Annotated in this window: 11 protein-coding genes; 1 reads left to right on the top strand and 10 read right to left on the bottom strand. The window is 37.6% G+C overall.

Going from position 1 to position 19,495, the window contains the following annotated elements; genetic code table 11:
• Positions 1-97 precede the first annotated feature (97 nt).
• From Q0A18_RS13070 to Q0A18_RS13105, 8 genes are all read right to left on the bottom strand, one after another.
• On the bottom strand, positions 98-3,934 hold the full coding sequence (locus tag Q0A18_RS13070) for a DUF6443 domain-containing protein (protein WP_292010594.1): 3,837 nt from the start codon (positions 3,932-3,934) through the stop codon (positions 98-100).
• Between the two features lie 9 nt (positions 3,935-3,943).
• Complete coding sequence (locus Q0A18_RS13075; protein WP_292010595.1) at positions 3,944-6,811, bottom strand: hypothetical protein; 2,868 nt, start codon at positions 6,809-6,811, stop codon at positions 3,944-3,946.
• Positions 6,812-6,818: 7 nt separating this feature from the next.
• Positions 6,819-8,438 (bottom strand): T9SS type A sorting domain-containing protein, encoded by a 1,620-nt coding sequence (locus tag Q0A18_RS13080; protein ID WP_292010596.1) that lies wholly within the window; start codon positions 8,436-8,438, stop codon positions 6,819-6,821.
• Positions 8,439-8,696: 258 nt separating this feature from the next.
• On the bottom strand, positions 8,697-9,245 hold the full coding sequence (locus Q0A18_RS13085; protein ID WP_292010597.1) for a DUF2652 domain-containing protein: 549 nt from the start codon (positions 9,243-9,245) through the stop codon (positions 8,697-8,699).
• Positions 9,246-9,302: 57 nt separating this feature from the next.
• Complete coding sequence (locus Q0A18_RS13090) at positions 9,303-10,718, bottom strand: efflux transporter outer membrane subunit (RefSeq protein WP_292010598.1); 1,416 nt, start codon at positions 10,716-10,718, stop codon at positions 9,303-9,305.
• A gap of 15 nt (positions 10,719-10,733) precedes the next feature.
• On the bottom strand, positions 10,734-13,877 hold the full coding sequence (locus Q0A18_RS13095) for an efflux RND transporter permease subunit (protein WP_292010599.1): 3,144 nt from the start codon (positions 13,875-13,877) through the stop codon (positions 10,734-10,736).
• A gap of 12 nt (positions 13,878-13,889) precedes the next feature.
• Entirely contained in the window at positions 13,890-15,029 is a 1,140-nt protein-coding gene (locus Q0A18_RS13100; RefSeq protein ID WP_292010600.1) for an efflux RND transporter periplasmic adaptor subunit, read from the bottom strand.
• A 215-nt stretch (positions 15,030-15,244) separates the two neighbouring features.
• Positions 15,245-16,180 carry an AraC family transcriptional regulator gene (locus tag Q0A18_RS13105; protein ID WP_292010601.1) on the bottom strand — a complete coding sequence of 312 codons (936 nt, stop codon included), beginning with the start codon at positions 16,178-16,180 and terminating at the stop codon, positions 15,245-15,247.
• A gap of 144 nt (positions 16,181-16,324) precedes the next feature.
• Here Q0A18_RS13105 and Q0A18_RS13110 point away from each other — a divergent pair, with 144 nt between their 5' ends.
• Positions 16,325-18,586 (top strand): glycoside hydrolase family 3 C-terminal domain-containing protein, encoded by a 2,262-nt coding sequence (locus tag Q0A18_RS13110; RefSeq protein ID WP_292010602.1) that lies wholly within the window; start codon positions 16,325-16,327, stop codon positions 18,584-18,586.
• A gap of 77 nt (positions 18,587-18,663) precedes the next feature.
• Here Q0A18_RS13110 and Q0A18_RS13115 read toward each other — a convergent pair whose 3' ends face one another.
• Both Q0A18_RS13115 and Q0A18_RS13120 read right to left on the bottom strand, forming a co-directional pair.
• Positions 18,664-19,161 (bottom strand): phosphoesterase, encoded by a 498-nt coding sequence (locus tag Q0A18_RS13115; RefSeq protein WP_292010603.1) that lies wholly within the window; start codon positions 19,159-19,161, stop codon positions 18,664-18,666.
• Between the two features lie 10 nt (positions 19,162-19,171).
• A complete protein-coding gene (locus Q0A18_RS13120; RefSeq protein ID WP_292010604.1) occupies positions 19,172-19,411 on the bottom strand; it encodes a metallophosphoesterase in 240 nt (79 codons plus the stop codon).
• Positions 19,412-19,495: the final 84 nt, after the last annotated feature.

Consider the following 19,495-nt stretch of genomic DNA (forward strand, 5'->3'; position numbering starts at 1 on the left):
TAATAATAAATAAAATACCCATTACTAATATTAAAGTCATAACTACAGTTATAAGAGAAAGCTTTATATTGTTCTTTTTTATATTTTTCATAATTCATTATTTATACATATTTTCTACAGTTTGCTTCGCAATTTCGCTATAAATATATCCTACACCCGCACCTACAACAAAACCTAAAATTGTTCCAGCTCCAGGTATTGGAATAAAACTTCCTATGTAAGCTCCGATTAATGCTCCTTCTGCAGCTCCAACAATCCCACCAACAGCTCCTGCCGTAGCAACTTGTGCGTTTTTACCAAATGTCCAACCATCTTCATATGCTCCATAAGTAATCTCTCCTGCAGAAATAACATTTCCTACCATTCCTGCTCTCTCAGCATATTTAACATATTTAGCAGTAGTTGCTACATATCCACTTCTTAAGCCTATTTGAGAATCTGCAGCTCTACCTGCATAAGCAATACTTCTTTGATTTCCCAAATTATCAATCCAATATCCCCTATTATAAAGATCAGTACGCTGATCAGCTATAGCTTTATATATAGTTCCAATCGTTCCCGATCCATGATTAGCCCAGTTTTTATAAGCATCCCAAGATGTATCACTAACTTTTACAGAATGGAAATTAACACCTTCTGTGGAACCTGTCAGCATACCATCCAGATCATAATAGATTGCTCCATTAGAATTATCCCAGGTACTCCATTGGGCATATCCATTGTTGAAAGTTATCCCATTGATATCTCCTCCATTCACAAAATAATTAAATATAGAAGAAGCTGCATTTCCGCTAAAGGTATAACCTCCGGTTCCTGCTCCACCGCCACCTCCCGAAAGATCATTATAAAAATAATTAGCATGAGAACCTCCCATTCCTGAATAACTGGATAATGAAGAATTTGGATCAAAGTCAGTGTTAAAGGCTGAATGTTCTCCGTAAAATGCCCTAGGATCATAAGGGGCATTTCCATCAGGATCTATAAAGCCAACCGGATTATTAAATGCATAATTATATGGTGAATACCTTCTCATCTGCTCAGACAGGGCATCTACAACACCCCATCTTCCCAGATCCGGCATATACATTCTTGCCCCAAAATCATACATCCCGCTTTCTTGGATCTCCTTGCCATTGTACTTATAATTATAATAACCTCCTAAAAGCCCGTTGTTTGTTCCTCCAATATGGTTTAACCCAAATGGATAGTAATTATTGGTATCGGTAACTTCAAGAACTCCTGCGCTGCTTTTAGCAAAGCTTATCCTTGCATTTCCCAAATGGTCTTTATACTGGTAAATATAACGATTTTCCCTAAAGTTGTAAAAACCTTCTGAGGTAGGTACAAAGTCAAGGGTCCATGTGGGAATTACAGGTCTGCTTGCTTCCGTATATGCCTCCCTTTCCAATGCAGTATTGGCTAAGCTGATACAGTCTGCACAGATAGTAAGCTCACCCTGTTCATACGTATACTGGAAGCCATCCAAATAGTCCGTATAAGTAGTGATAGGACTTACTCCTTTTCCTCCTGTTTTATATACCGTTTTACGAAGCTTGGTTCCATCTGCACGATACAGGTTATTGGTTGTGTAATTGGTTATAATCCCCAAAGGATTACCTTCACTCATTACAGTTACATTCGGAAGATTCAGATAGTTATAGCCTATGGAACTGATTCCTTTGTCTTTCATATTGAGCATATTCCCGTTAAGGTCATAATCAATAGTATTGTTTCCTCCTTCATAACCTGTATCATTCAATGAGTTTTCAATAACTTTATCCAGACGATTTCCTGTATATTGATATACCAGATCATCCACCATTGTAGAAGTATTTCCGGTAACAGGAAAGGCATTTCTTTTTAATGATTTTATATTTCCATTGAGATCATAGGTCACATTTTCATTAAAATTATTATTGAAAGGTGTGGTAGAATTCGGCTCTGTATAAACAGCATCTTTTAACCTGTTAAGATTGTCATAAGAATACACATATCTTTTCAATACATCTTCCGATGCATTTTTCCAGTCTACTTCAGTAATATTTCCGTTATACCTGACTCCTGAAATGTTAGCATATACCGGATTCGTGTATTTTATTTCATATCCGAACAGCTGCCCGTTAAGGTTGGAAGGATCATTGATCTTTGTCCGCCAGCCCCGAATATTATAGCTGTAAGACACAGTCTGTAAAGGTTGGGAAACATCCGTACCACCTACTTTTTTAGTTTTTACCTGAGAAAGCTCATTATATACGTTTTGTGATAAAATCTCTTCAGGATTATTATCAATTTTATGCTTATGTACCAGCAGCCTGTTTTGGTTGTCATAAGTATAGGTTTGTACAATTACTTTTTCAGCATCCACTTCCATCCTTTTATGATAAACTTTGGTCTGTTTTGTCATTCCAGCAAAATCCAGTTCAGATTCTGTTTTCGTGTATCCTCCCAGATGATTAATAGTATGAGTTCCAGCCATCCGTCCTTTGGTATCATACCAGATATAATTTTTTGTCCAGTTATCATCCTCTATATTTTTCACATAAGAGGCTACCGGTAAACTCTTTGTACTTATATCTGAGCTTTGGGCATTCTGAGATAATATATTCTGTCCCAGGATCTGAGACGGCACTGTAGGAGTACCCGATGGGTAAGTATCATAATAATTGACACTTGTAACCTGAGTTACATTAGTAGGACCTGCTGTTTTAGAGTAATAAACAGGCATTCCATTCAAAGTAAAGGAAGATGTAGCACTTCTCGTTTCATACATATTAGCATTGGCATTAATATTATTCTGTACGGTATTTCTACCTGTAGAATTATTAGTAATTCCCGTGTAAACCACTCTTCCAAACTGATCATATTTAACTAAAGACCATTGTCCTTGAGAACGTTGATTGGCATCCTGGCTCATAACCAATTTATTTGCCTTGTTGTATACCATATATTCCCAGCCTTTTCCGGGAACTTTTTTCTCTACAAGCCTTTTCCATCCGTCATAATGATACTGATAGCATAAGTTATCCAGTGTAGTCTGGTCTGTTAAACCCGACTGAACTGCCAAAGGAGTAATAACGTATGCAAGCTGATTATATTCATTATAAACGTAATAAGTATCCGAATTTAAATTTCCATCTTTTTTTCGGGTCAGAACAGTTTGTCCTTTTTTATTTTTAAACTCAGTACTTATATTTCCATCTTCATCTGTAATGCTGTTTTTTGCCAAGGTATTAGCTCCATAGTTTCCGACTTTGGTAAGCTGGTATTTCGTTCTTCCTTCCAGCCAGGTCGTAGTAACAGCATATCTGATTACTTCTCCATCTATATTAGCATCATATCCCAGAACAACAGGCTTAGCCGCCCAGTCATTTCCTACCTGTATCTGTTGCTGTATCCTGCCTAAAGGGGAATTTTCCAATATACTCTCCGAATATATTTTTTCTGAGCCATAAACAGCCGAAGCATTGGATAAAGGTGAAGTATAGATGGCTCCGCTTTGACTTCCGGACTGAGGAACCGGTAAATATCCTTTCACCTGTCTTCCGAACTGATCATATTCAAAATGACTAACAATATCTTTACCTGACGGAGTGGCTTTTATAGCTATACTTTGGACAGCTCTTCCCCAGCTGTCAAAATACTGTACACTTTCAGAGGTTTTAGAACAATCATCATTAAGGCAGCTTTTACTATAGATATAATTTTCATTGGAACTTAATCCTGAAGGATTAGCTGTTCCTCCCCCTGTTCCTGAAGATATATAAGCATGAAAACTATTTATATTGAGCGAATTAGCATTGAATCCTGATAACAAATTGATGCTTACCGGATCTGATATCACCTTATCAGGCTGTGTTATGGTAGTATTTAAAGTAATCTGCGAATAGGCAACTATTCCCAGCAGTAACATATTAAGTTGAATGATCTTTTTCATAGGTGGTGCTTATGGTTTATAGTTGTATTGATATTCTTTCACTGTTTTATAGAGGGTATTTCCACCGGCATCTATTTCCATTCTTTTTACGGTTTTTAATCTCCCCGCATCATCATACTGATATATTTCCCTTAAACCTGACGGAGGCGTCATACTTGTAATTCCCAAAAGAGGATCATAAGTGTATGTTGAGATCTGATAATTGGCAAGAGCGGCATTCTTTCTGAAGTTGTCCAATGCAGTAATCAGCGTAGTTTCACTGCTGCTGTTTACATCATTGTCTGAAGCCGTAATAATTCCTGCAGCCAATGAGACAATCTGATTGTAAGCTGCTCCTTCTATTTTTGCAATTACAGAAGTTTTATTATAACCGTAAACCATGGCCACTGTAAGACCCTCGGCAGTTGTATATTGTAATAAATTCCCTTTATCGTCATATAGCTCCATTCTCATTGTTTCCCTGGTACTTCCATCTGCTATATTAGTAGAGAGTATTGAAGTAGGAAGTAACGAAGAATTTCCATACAACGTTGTTGCCTTGGATAAGATTTTTCCATTCTGTTTTTCTTCAACTATAACAGGTATTCCAGTGATATAAGCATTTTCCAGATGGGTATACCCCGTAAGTCCCTGAGCATATGTAAACAACTTTTCCTGAAGATCTCCATCCAGGGTTGACTTGGTATGAGCAGGCTTAAAGTTGCCAGGGTTAATCTCTGTTTCGGTCTGCGTCTCCAATATTTTATTTCCTGGATAAAACACTTTTTCTTTCTGTGAAGTCTTCTTGATGTAAGCGGGTTTTGTGAACATTTTCCCCCATGAAGTATTCATATTATATTCTTCAGCAGAGTAGTAATCCATTTCATATTCACTTTCTTTGGATACCAATAAATTATTTTGCTCATCATAAACCTCTTCTTTTTCAGGAAGCCCTCCTTTTGTTACCGTATAATATGGCCAGAAATAAGTAGGCTCCAAAGCTGTTCCTCCGTTTTGATATTTAGGATAATCATTTGAATTTTTAAATCTGTATTTTGTATATCCCCTTCCTGTTTCAGAAACTTTTACGTTCTTATACAAAATATAAGAAGACCTGGAATCAGCATTAGAGTCTCTTTCATTATAAAAAAGATACCCGCTTGAACTGTTTACCAAATCAAATGAATCATATTCGTAATTAATTGTTCTTTGGGCCAAAGCATCATTAAAATTATTATAATATTTAATGTTTTTCACCCTTCCCCCTAAAGCTTCTATTGAATTCCTATAGGGTCCGGGAAGAAACTCATATCCTGATATTCTGAAATTTCCGGCTCCTGCTGCTCCATCCACTGAAGTAACTTCCAATGTATAGTTTCCGGGATAATTAACAATTTCATAGATAGATTGGCCGGTTCCCGTAATATCAAAAGGTCCTTTTATCACCTGTGTCCCCTTTTTTATAGTAAATACCAGCTTACTTGTAATCACCGGCTGTGGAAGCTGAGGATAAAAAGGATCATTAGGGTCCGGAAATCCCGGGTCCGGAAATGTATAATCAGTAAGCATTAAAGAAAATTTTATTTTTCTTAATTTATTTACATCGCCGGGTACATTAAAATTATAGGACGTTGTTTGACTCGTATTAAAAGAAGCCGTCAATAATGTACTTTCATATTGAATATTAGGATTAAAGCCGTAAGTTCCAATATATTCAAGGTAAGAAGGGTCATTATAATCAAAATATTGCTCATTCTTCTCATATACATAATGAGTAACTCCTCCTGTAGGCATAATAACCTTTTCCAGTATTCCAAAAGGCCGGTAATTTCCTGAAGTACCAGGAAGTGAATTATCACTGTATACAAAATTAGTCTGCTCAGACTTCAGTCCGTTTTTATCATTTTTTCTTACAAAATTTAATACTCTTTTTCTTTTGGCAACATCTGCAGGGGCTGCAGGTATCGTATAATTAAAACCATAAGAATACAGTACATTTCCGGCAAGATCTTTCATTAAAATCTTTTGCAGGCTAAAAGGATCATTCACTGTCTGTTTAAGATTTTCATCATAGGCATACTCCAAAGTAACTTCTCCATTCCTTGTTTTAACTGTTTTCAATTTACAATACTGATATACAATGGTCCCAGTAGAAAGAGTTTCCCTTTTTTTCTCATACTCCAGAGTAGCAATCTCTACTCCAATAGGATTAACTATCCTCGTAAGAAAGTAAGCAGATTTAAAAGAAAATGGCATAATTTCGTAATTGGGGCAGGCAAACTGTCCGTAATCAAACTCACTGAAAGTATATTTGTAACCGTTATCCGTAGTTACCGTAAAATCACTCGCTTTAAAAGTCACGGTATTACTATCCCTTGTATATTCTATCTTGGCATGATTCGGAGAAAGATTAATCAGTGTAAAAGTATTATTTGATACATCTCTTTTAATCCTGAATTTGCCGGAAGCACCTGGAAGATTGTAGTAATATACATCATCAAATTCATTGGTGATATGCCCAGGTAAAGAGGTTCTATCGTAACATTCATCCAGATCACCAATTATTTTCTTATAAATTACACCAGTCCCGAAAAAAGACCACCCTGCTCCTACATCACTTATTCTTTGTTCTTCTTCATAATTTTTAATATTGTAACTAAGACTGATAGGATAGGTAATTCCTTTTGATAATGGGATATTTAAAAGAGGAATACTAACCTCAGGCATTCCGGATGCAATAGACACCGGTACATCAGAATAACTGGATAAAGATGCCATAGAGGGTGATGCTATAGGAGTTGTGACTACATCTCCAATACTTAACTGAGCAAATCCGTTTTGGGTTCCCAGCATACACAAGATTTGTGAAACGAGAATTATAATATTTTTTCTTTTCATTTTAGTGCTATTTTTTAATCAGTTTAGCATTAGCCGTTTTATTAGTATCCGTCTTGATCACCACCAGATAAGCTCCCTGAATCAAAGATTGTGTATTGATCTTAGTTACCCTATTCTTTGTCTTTAAGCTTTGAAGCTGCCTTCCACTCATATCATACAACAGTATATCTGCCTCCTTAAAATCATAGCCTATTTCAACATAAGCATAATCTGATACAGGATTTGGATAAAGCTTAATATCCTGCTTTTCGATCAATTGGTCGATCTGCTGATCTCCCAACTTCACAATCTTCCAGTTCTCCTTTCCTAATTCATCTCCGCTAGTTCCTGCCAATACTATTGAACCATCCCTGTTGAGCTTAATATCCGATAACCTCTCTTCTTTCTTCCTGGATTCTCCCTTCACATGCTTTCTCCACTGTTCCTCTCCTCTATCGTTCAGATACAACATCCAGAACGTTTCATCATCTGCCTCTATCTTTCCTTCTGCCTGAGTATAACCTCCTAATAACACACCTTTGGTTCCTTCTTGGTTCCTGGCTCTTGCATCTTGACTCTGCCCACTAATAACGCTCATTCCCATCAGTACATCCCTGTTCTTGAAACTATAAGACTTCTGCCATACATCTTCACCTTTGTCATTTAATGAAATCAGCCATAAGTCCGTGCCTTCTTCTATCCCTACCGTCTTGTTTCCTGATCGATCTGATCTGGATTCTCCGCCTACTATATACCCTGTTGATGTTAAAGCCAACGTTCTTAGATGATCATCTCCATTTCCTCCATAGTTCTTCTCCCATTCTACCTTACCGTCTTTACTTAACTTGACAAGCCAGTAATCACCTTCTCCGTAATGGATGCTGGCTTTTGGATGCTGGCGCATAGCTCCTGAAGCTGATCCTGTGCCCGATACTATCTTTCCTTCTGTCAAAGCTTCGCTTCTTGAATACATTCCTAATAAAACTCCTCCGTCCTTTGTTGGAATCATCTTCTCTACTTCATCCAAGCCTCTTCCTCCTAATATAAGCTGGGATAGTTCCTTTCCGTCTTTATCCAGTCTGATTACCAAGACATCTTTAGAACCATAGCCATTTGAAGAGTTCTGGATACTTCCTGCCACTACATAGCCTAAGTCCGTAGTCTGAACTACAGCTCTGGCTTCTTCATCTGAACTTGTTCCTAATGTCTTTTGCCATAATTCATCTCCATGCTCATTAAGCTTGATCAGCCAAATGTCTGAACCGCCTTTAGATTCTTCTTTCTTATCCAGACCTTTTCCTGAATGAGAAGTTCCTGCAATCAAAAAGCCGCCCTCCTGCGTAGCCACGGTTGCAGATAAGAAATCATGATTGTTCCCTGAGAAATATTTTTCCCAGACCTGTTCTCCCTGCTGATTGAGTTTAATTAAATGGAAATCGTAACCGTTATTCTGCTTACTGCCTGAAGCCTCAGGCTTACTGCTCTGAATAACACTTCCCGAAATTAAATACTGCTGATCAATAGTAGTTGTTACCTGGCTTAAAAAATCCTGAGTACTGGACTTAATATCTTTCTGCCAGAGAACCTGCTGAGAATATAAGAATCCTCCTATACATAGAAATAATGCACCCGTGTAGAGTTTTTTCATTCATCTTAGTGTTTAGTGGTTAATACGTAACTTTTTACAGTTTCAAATTTAACATTTTTTAGCAATTATTAACTACTTATTAAAAAAATAATTAATATAACGTTCAGAACCGGAATATTGTTTTCTTACAATTACTTTCCTTCATGCAAATCTAAGTCACCAACACGACAAAACTTGTCGCATTAAAAATCAGTACAAAATAAAAATGCCTGAATTTCTTCAGACATTTAGCGTGATTAAAAAAGTGAATAGAATTTTTTATACATTAAAATAGTGAATAGCTCCCGCATCCGATAAATGTAACTGATCTTCGTGACAATGGCTGACAAAGTTCCCGCTATTCTCCAGAAAAGAGTGGCTGAATAAAGCATAGGAAGGTTGTTCTGCCAGTTCATTTTTCAGCAATTGGTGGGCTTCCACTACGGTAGTACCATATAACTTTTTAAAGTTTCCGATTTTATACTGTGAAAACGTACCGTAATGAACAATAAATTTCAACGACATATCAATAGCCATACTTAGTGCGGTACTAAGCTCGGATATCTTTCTGTTAAAAGCATCCTGCATCTTCTTTAGCATTCCTGATATGCTTTCAAAGGATGGATGGTCATCATATTTATAAAACAGAATGGCATCTCCTTCTATTTCTGAAATTTCAAAATACTGATCATTAATATCGATCAATGTAGATAGTAGTTCTCTTACAATATATTCTCCTGTATAAAGTTTTGTATTCAATACAAATTCGGTAAAACCATTAAAATCAGGAATCATAATGATCCCATCCTGAGTATTTGTATTTTCCATATGAATAAGATTAAAAACCTGTTGTGCCTATACAGACGCAACAGGTTTAATTTTACTTTATTGCCATCCTCCCCCGACGGATCGGTAAAGAGTAGTGATCGCATTTAACCGTTGAGCTTTTAAAGATGCAAGATCCAGCTCTGCCTGTAATTTATTGGTCTGTGCCAGAATTACCTCTACATAAGTTGCAGAATTATATTTAAATAAAATATCGGCTTTTTTCACAGCTTCATCTGACTTCTTAACCAAACCTTCAGCAATTACCTGCTGCTCTTCCAGTTTTTCAATTTGTACCAAAGCATCGGAAACTTCCCCAACTGCCTTTAATACGGATTGCTTGAAGTTGATTTCAGATTGTTCAGAAAGAACTTTAGCCTGCTCATATTGGGTCTTAAGCTGCTTACCATTTAAAATCGGCTGTGCTAATGTTCCTGCCAGGCTTCCGAAAAGTGAACCCGGAATATTAAACCAGTTGCTCGCTTTAAAAGCATTCAAACCTCCCTGAGCGGTAATACTGAATGACGGATACATACTCATCTTAGCCACATGAACGGAAGCTATACTTTTTCTGAAATCCAGCTCACTGCTTTTTACATCAGGTCTGTAGCTCAATAATTCGGAAGGAATCCCTGAAGTTATTGTATCCGGAGTCTGAATATGATCCAAACCGGACTGTCTTTCCACTTTGTCCGGCATAGATCCTGTAAGAAGGCTTATTGCATTCTCCTGAGTAGCGATGGAACTTTCAATGGCCGGAATACTTTTCAGGATCTGATCCCTGGTAATTTCCTGTTGCTGAACAGCTAAGGCCGTTGTTAACCCCACTTCATACTGCTTGGTAAGATATTTCAGGGTAGTTTCCGAATATTCTAAATTGGATTTTGTGATTTCCAGTTGAGTATCCAGCATCAAAAGATTATAATATCCCTGTACAACTGATGCCACCAAACTTGTTTTTACGGCTTTTGCAGCTTCCTGGGTTTTAAGATATTCCGCTAAAGCTTCTTCTTTCTTTCCTCCGATTTTACCCCAGATATCTGCTTCCCAGGAAATATTTACAGAGGTGGTATAATCTTCCGTATATTTTTTTCCCATAAATTGTCCGGCCATCATACCATTCATACTGTTATCCGAAGGACGGCTGATACTTGCATTTCCAATCGTTGCATTGATCACGGGAACATTTCCCCACTTACTCTGAGTATAAGCCAGAGAAGCAAACTCTATCTGTTTTAAAGCTACCTGAAGATCATTATTCTTAGCCATTGCTTTATCAATTAATCCTACCAAGACAGGATCTTTGAAAAAATCTTTATAGCTGATCTTTGCAATATTTTCATCTACAGCAGAAATATCATCATTCCTGAAGGCTTCCGGCATCTCCAGCTTCGGCTGCTCATACTTCTGAACGGTACAAGAGGCCAAAGTTCCTGAGACCAAAGCTATATATGCTATATTTTTAATTTTTCTCATTTTAAAATATATTGTTTAATATTCCCAGTCTGCTTCCGTTACTGGTTTTCCGCTTACTTTTTCCTGTACATACTGGAACATTACAAAAAGTACCGGTGTAATAAATATTCCCAGAACAGTTCCGAATAACATTCCTGCAATTGCTGCATAACCGATTGAATGGTTCCCCATTGCAGATGGTCCTACTGCAAAAAGTAACGGAATCAATCCACTGATAAAGGCCAGAGAAGTCATCAGAATCGGACGTAAACGGGCTTTTGCCCCTTCTACAGCTGAAGCAATCAAACTTTTACCGGCTCTTCTTCTCTGAATCGCGAACTCCACGATAAGAATACCGTTCTTCGCAAGGAGTCCTATAAGCATTACCATTGCAATCTGAACATAAATATTATTGGATAACCCTGCATAGGTAATTCCTACAAATACTCCGGATAAACCTACCGGAATAGAAATAAGCACTGCAAATGGTAAGATATAACTTTCATACTGTGCTGATAACAGGAAGTACACGAAAACAATACATAATCCAAAGATCATCACGGATTGTGAGCCAGACTGGCTTTCCTCCCTACTCATTCCTTTATAATCATAAGTATACCCTTGAGGAAGCACCTGCTTACTTACCTCCTCTACCGCTGTCATCGCCTGACCCGTACTGTATCCCGGAGCAGCCATAATGGTAAGGTTAGAAGAATTAAACAGGTTAAAACGATCCACCACTTCCGCTCCTGTAATCTGTTTCAGGCTAACAAGAGTGTTAACCGGAACCATTTCATTCGTATTGTTTTTAACAAATATATTGTTCAGGGATTGGGTATCTTCCCGGGTTTCAGGAGTAGACTGCACCAATACTCTGTAATATTTACCAAACCTGTTGAAATCTGAAGATTGTATACTTCCGTAATATCCCTGCATTACTCCCAGCACATCAGCTACAGATACTCCAAGCTGAGCTGCTTTTACTTCATCGACAATAACTTCATATTGAGGATACCCTACATCAAAAGTTGTATAGGCTAACGCAACTTCAGGTCTCTGCATCAAAGCTCCCATCATTCCGTAGGAAACATTTCCCAGATCTTTAAGTTCACCATTATTACGATCCTGTAATACGAGTTCCATACCGCTGGTATTCCCAAAACCGTCTACTGTCGGAGTATTGATCACCAGGAAATTGGCTCTTTTATCCTGAGATAATGTTCCCTGTATCTGCCCGATAATATCATTGATATTGTCTACATCTCCTCTTTCGCCTCCTTTTTTAAGCTTGATAAACAATGCTGCAGATGAAGAGGACATTGAGGAACTGAAAAGATTCAACCCGTCCACTGAAATCACTTCAGCTACTGCCGGATTTTTCATCAGGATATCTTCCGTATCACTTACTACTGCTGTAGTCCTGTCTTTCGATGCTCCCGGCGGAAGATTTGCTGTTACAATCACAAAACTCTGGTCTTCATCAGGAATAAATCCTTTTGGAGTGGTCATGGATAACCATGTAAACAATCCTCCGAAGGCAAGAATCAATACCACCGCAACCCATTTTCTTTTTAACAGGAATAATACTGATTTTCCATAACGGAAAGTAAGTTTATTGAATCCCGCATTAAACCCTGCAAAGAACCTGTCCTTAAAGTTCATCTTTTCATGAGAATCACTTCCATGACTCTGCTTTAATAAGAGAGCACATAAAGCAGGGCTTAACGTTAATGCATTGACTGCTGAAATGATAATCGCAATCGCTAAAGTCAGTGCAAACTGCTTGTAGAACAACCCGGTGGAACCACTCATAAATGCTACCGGAACAAATACCGCAGACATCACCAGGGTAATGGAAACGATAGCTCCTGTAATTTCACTCATTGCCGACATGGTAGCTGCTCTCGGGTTTATTTTTTTATGTTCCATTTTAGCATGAACAGCTTCCACGACGACAATAGCATCATCCACCACAATACCGATGGCCAGTACCAGGGCGAAGAGCGTAAGAATATTAATGGAGAAGCCAAAAATATTCATAAAGAAAAAGGTACCTACAATAGAAACCGGAACCGCAATAGCCGGAATCAGGGTAGAACGGAAATCCTGTAAGAAAATAAATACTACGATAAACACTAAAATAAATGCTTCTATCAAAGTATGAATTACCTGATCAATAGACTGATCCAGTGCATCTTTCGTAGCATATGGAATTTCATAGGCCATTCCTTCCGGAAAGGATTTTTCCAGTTCTTTCATTTTTGCCTGAAGGGCGATCTGTACCTCATTCGCATTTGACCCCGCCATCTGGAAGATAGCCATTGCTACCGCAGGCTTTTTATTATACTGTGAAGCTACCGTATAGCTGTATGCTCCGAACTCTACTTTGGCTACATCCTTTAATCTTAATACGGAACCATCACTTAATGCTTTGACAGTAATATTCTCGTATTGTTCAGGCTCTGTGAATTTACCTTTATAACGAAGCACATATTCCATCGCTTCTTTACTTCTTTCCCCAAATCTTCCGGGTGCCGCTTCCAAGTTCTGAGACTGAATAGCCGCAGATATTTCAGCTGGCGTAAGATTATACGCTGTCAGCTTGGTAGGATCCAGCCAAACTCTCATAGAGTAATCTTTATTACCATACACCATAGCATCCCCTACTCCTGTTACCCTTTTAAGCTCAGGTACAATATTGATCTTCGCATAATTTTCAAGGAACAGGTCATCCATTTTACCATCCTTACTCGTTAAAGAGATCATGGAAATCATACTGTTCTGTCTCTTCAATGTAGTAATACCTGCCTGAATAACCTCTGCAGGCATCTGGTTGGTCACCTGAGATACCCTGTTCTGAACATTCACAGCTGCCTGATCGGGATCAGTACCTAATTTAAAAATTACCGTAATACTTAATGTTCCGTCATTACTCGCTGTAGAAGTAATATAATCCATATTCTCCACTCCATTGATCGCATTCTCCAATGGCGGAGCTACTGATCTTGCAATCGTTTCTGCATTCGCTCCCGGATAGGTAGCTGACACCATAACTGTTGGTGGTGCAATATCCGGGAACTTCGTAATCGGCAGTGTAAGCATACCGACTACCCCCAATATTACCAATAGTATAGAAATTACCGTTGCTAATACGGGTCTTTTTATAATCTTTTTTAACATGATTTTCTTTTCCTATTTTTTCTGTTGAGCTTTCTTTTGTGCCACTACCGGCGCTCCTGGTTGTAATCGGTCAAAACCTTCAACAATATATTGCTGCCCGGGTTTGATCCCTTTTGATACGATATAATTATTTCCGGATTTCCCTTCCACTTCTATCGGAAGCTGAGCTGCTTTCCCTTTATCGATCGTATAGACAAAAAGCTTATCCTGAATAGTCCTTGTAGAAGCTATCGGAAATAAAATTACATTGGAATAATACTGCTCAATAAGTATTTTACCTGTATTACCCGTTCTCAACAGATTATTAGAATTATTAAATTTAGCCCTCATCGTAATGGCCCCTGTCGTCTTATTGAACTGACCTTCCACCGCATCAATATTTCCTTTTTCACTATAGGCATCACCATTGGAAAGCAATAATGAAACAGGTGCTGTATTCTTCAGTATCTCATCAATACTACTGCCTGTCCCCTGTTTCTGGAAATTACTGAAATCATTTTCACTCATGCTGAAATAAGCATACACCTGATGTATGTCCGATAAAAGCGTAATGGCATCCTGACTTGATGGAGACAATAAACTTCCCAGACGATAATTAAATCTTCCAACAAATCCACTCACAGGAGCTTTAATCACGGAGAAGTTCAAATTGATCTTTGCAGATTCTATTGCAGAAGTAGACTGACTTACCGCTCCTCTTGCTGCATTATAAGCTGCTTCCGCTTCTTTTACCTGAATGTCAGAAACCATTTTGTTTTTAAAAAGCTCTCTTTTACGTTCTAAATCTATTTTAGAAGTTGCCAGATTAGCCTGTGCCGAAACCAAGGTTGCCTGTGCACTTTTCAGTTGTTCCTTAAAAATCTGGTCTTCTATTTTAAATAATGGCTGACCCGCTCTTACATAGTCTCCTTCATCCACATAAATCCTGGCTAAATACCCTGTGATTTGAGGTCTGATCTCTACATTAGACACTCCTTCAATAGAAGCGGCATATTCTCTGGCAATCATAGCATCTCCCTGCTTCACCGTTTCCACCGGAAGCTCTGCTGGCTGTTGCTGATAAGATTGGTCTTGATTATTTTTTTTACATCCCGTTAACACAAGGAGTGTCAATAGGAATACCGACGATTTCTCAATAAAAAATCTCTGCATACTATTTCTTTTAAATTTTACCGAGCAAAATTCGCCCGAAAAAAGTTCAATAGAAATATTCAAAAAACCCCTTATTTTGTCAAAAAGACTCCTTATTTGTTAAAACATGACAAATATCATATATAGATGAAACATATAATTGTATTTGTTTATTTAAATAACATAAAATACCATATATAAACACTATTAAGCTATAGAAATATATTTATTGATATTTAAAATATATCTTCTCTTTTATAGTCCAATGGAGATTTACCAGTATGTTTTTTAAAAAATTTACTAAAAGACGCCTGATCGGAAAATTTAAGTTGAGCAGCAACCTCTCCCACGTTGGCATTCGAATTCCTCAGTAACACTCTGGCTTCCACCACCAATACCTGATGAATGATCTCACGGGGAGACTTGAACATGGTCTTATTAATCACCTTAGTAAGGTATTTTCTACTAATAAACAGCTGATCTGCATAAAACTGTACATTATGCTGTTCCTTAAAATGCTGACGAACCAGTGTAAAAAAACTGGTCGTAATTTCATCTTCTCTGGAAGTCACATTGCTTTCCACTTCCGTTTTTTTGAAATGGTTGTCAATTTCATAAATCACCAACGAGAAGTGATGCCAGATCATCTCTTTAAAATAGTAATAATCTTTATCCGGACTGTTCAGATTCTCCAATTCATCAAGGTGAAAGCCTACACGTTTGAACAATTCACGCTCATTTTGAATAGCATGAAGCGGATCACCGGAAAGACTTTTCAGAACGGCATTTGACCGGTAATTAAACCCTGCCTGGGAAATAAAATCGACCGAAAAGAATATATATTTCGCATTATAGTCTTTTGAAACATAATCTACACAGAAAGTTTCAGACATAGGGCAAAATACAATATCACCTGCTGTTACATTATAGCTTTTATTATCAAGCTTAAATTCAATTTTCCCGCTTTTAATCAGGATAATGCAGAAAAAATCAGCCCGGAAAGGTATTCCAACTTCCATAGAATAACTCATCCAATCTATATTTAAAACAACAAATTCATTGACCCTCAGATCAAACTCAATTTCTTCAAGTAATTCCTTGAAGGTAATCGTAGAGATATAATTCTTTTCTGGCGTACTTCTTTTTCGGGGCATCAATTGTGGATAAGACATTACGAAATTAAAGAAATATATTGATTATTAAAACCAATATGTTAATCATAAAATCAATAATAATTTAAATTTTATTATCTCATTTTGAGATAATGTAAAAATTTATGTAATTTTATCTCCGAAAAAATCCATAAAAAAGTTTTTATGCTAAAGAAAACTGTCCTAATAAGTTTTTTAACACTCATTTCTTTCTCTTCCATGGCTCAAAATAATCCAATACCTGTTTATCTGGATGAATCCAAACCGGTTGAACAACGTGTACAGGATGCTCTTTCCAGAATGACTTTAGAAGAAAAAGTCGCAATGCTGCATGCACAGTCAAAATTCAGTTCTCCCGGGGTACCGAGACTAGGAATTCCTGAATTCTGGACCACTGACGGCCCGCATGGTGTACGTCCGGAAGTAATGTGGGATGAATGGGACCAGGCCGGATGGACTAATGACTCCATCATTGCCTATCCTGCCCTTACAGCTCTTTCCGCTACATGGAACAAGAACATGTCATGGAATTATGGAAAAGCTTTAGGAGAAGAGGCAAGATACAGAAAAAAAGATATCCTTCTGGGACCGGGAGTCAATATTTACAGAACTCCCCTTAACGGAAGAAATTTCGAATATATGGGTGAAGACCCTTACCTTACCTCCAAGATGGTAGTTCCTTACATTAAGGGGGTACAGGCGAACGGAGTAGCCACAAGTGTAAAACATTATGCTTTGAATAATCAGGAAATGTTCCGTCATACCAGTAATGTAATTGTAGATGACCGAACTTTATATGAAATTTATCTTCCTCCATTTAAAGCTGCTGTTACAGAAGGAGATTCATGGACGATCATGGGTGCCTATGACATGTATAAAAATCAATATGCGAGCCAGAACCAATATCTTTTAAATGATATTTTAAAAGGAGAATGGGGCTACAAAGGCGTAGTAGTTTCCGACTGGGGAGCTGTTAACAACACCGATCACGCTATACATAACGGGTTAGACCTTGAATTCGGAAGCTGGACCAACGGTCTTTCGGCCGGAACAAAAAACGCATACGACAATTATTATCTGGCCAAGCCTTATCTGGACCTTATCAAATCCGGAAAAGTAGGGACCAAAGAACTGGATGATAAGGTAACAAGGCTTCTTCATCTGGCTTATAAAACTACCATGAACAGAAATAAGCCCTTCGGAAATATCGCCTCGGAAGAGCATAAAGCTATTGCGAAAGAAATCGGAGAAGAAGGAATCGTATTATTAAAAAACCAGGGAAATATCTTACCAATTGATATCAACAAGACAAAAAAAATTGCTGTTATCGGAGAAAATGCCATAAAAATCATGACTGTTGGTGGTGGTTCTTCTTCATTAAAAGTAAAATATGAAACCTTACCTTTAGACGGTATCAAAGCAAGATTCGGAAAAAAGGCTGATGTACAGTTTGCTAGAGGTTATGTGGGAGATATCGGGGGAGAATATAATGGGGTAAAATCAGGGCAGGATCTGAAAGATAACCGTTCTGAAGCAGAACTGCTCAATGAGGCTGTGGAGCTTGCTAAAAAATCAGATTTTGTAGTTTTCGTAGGTGGATTAAATAAAAGTGATTTTCAGGACAGCGAAGGCAATGACCGTAAGAGCCTGGGATTACCTTATAATCAGGATCAGGTGATTTCGGCTTTAGCTAAAGCCAACAAAAATCTTGCTGTAGTTTTAGTATCAGGAAATGCCGTAGCAATGCCATGGATCAAAGATGTTCCATCTATTCTTCAGGCATGGTATCTCGGCTCTGAATCAGGAAATTCCATTGCTTCTATTTTAGCTGGTGATGCTAATCCTTCAGGAAAACTACCGTTTACTTTCCCGGTAAAGCTGGAGGATAATTCAGCACATCAGCTGGGTGAATATCCCGGAAACAAAGAGGAGCTGGCTGCGGGTAAAGGAAAAGATCAGAAAAACCCTATCAATATCACTTATAATGAAGGGATCTTCGTTGGATACCGCTGGCATGACACTAAAAACATAAAACCTCTCTTCAGCTTCGGACACGGGTTAAGCTACACTACTTTCGAGTTTGGAAAAGCCAGTGCTGATAAGACAAGCCTTACTCAAAATGACAAAATCACTTTTAGAGTCTCAGTAAAAAATACCGGAAAAAAGGCAGGTGCTGAAGTTGCCCAATTATATATCAGTGATCTTAAATCATCTGTTCCACGTCCTGCAAAGGAATTAAAAGGTTTTGAAAAAGTATTTCTTAAACCGGGAGAACAGAAAGAAGTCAGTTTTACTATTGACAAATCCGCTTTAAGCTATTTTGATGCCGATCAACATCAGTGGGTAGCAGAACCGGGAGATTTTGAAGCATTAATAGGAAATTCTTCCGATGCTATTAAAACTAAAGTAAAATTTACCTTAAAGTAGTTATTCCTATCTAAAATTGAAACAAAGGCGCGGAAAAATTCCGGGCCTTTGTTGGTTTCATAGGATATAATCTGTATTTATATTTCAATAATAAGTTCTCTGTCATATCCGTTGTCCGGCTCATCAATGTAACCATGAGGATTACAAATAGCCTCTGTTTCTCCTATTTTATAACAGCAAGGAGTATGAATATGCCCATGAATCCAGTATAAAGGCTGATATTCAAGAATAAGATCTTCAAGATTGGAGGCATAAGCTGAAGTTACCGGATCTTTGTGATATATTTCAGGAACAGATTGAATGCTGGGCGCATGATGTGTTACCACAATATTCTTCATATCTCTGGCGCTTTCCAGACTATCAGTCAACCATAATTTTGATAACTGATGAATTTTAAACGTGTCTATTGTCCGCATCTTTGAATAAGAAGGATCTCTTCTTATCATTTTATAATCATTCATTTTGGACTGGCAGATCATTCCGTACTGAACAGGGTTTCCAAATAATGAAAAATCAGTCCATAATGTAGCACCATGGAATCTTACTCCTGCAATGTCGCCAAAGGAGTTCTCCAATACAATAACATTAGAACCCCGGGCAGCCTCTTTTTATTTTATGTAAAATTTTCGGGTAAGAGCTTTTATAATATTCATGATTTCCTAAAACATAAATTACAGTCTTGTTCTGGATGTTTACTTTAATCCATTCAATTCCTTTTGTTCCCAGATTAACATCACCCGCAAGAATAATAACATCTGTATTTTCAAAAAAATAAGTCATTAGACCGAACTTCTGATGCAAATCACTAAGAATCTGTATTCGCATTTCTGATTTTTTCTAAAACAAGTAAAATTATATTTATTTATAATATCAATGAAATTTCTAATATTAAAAAAAATAAATTTATCA

Origin of the sequence: Chryseobacterium sp., from assembly GCF_022712095.1 — a bacterium.
Lineage (GTDB): Bacteria > Bacteroidota > Bacteroidia > Flavobacteriales > Weeksellaceae > Chryseobacterium.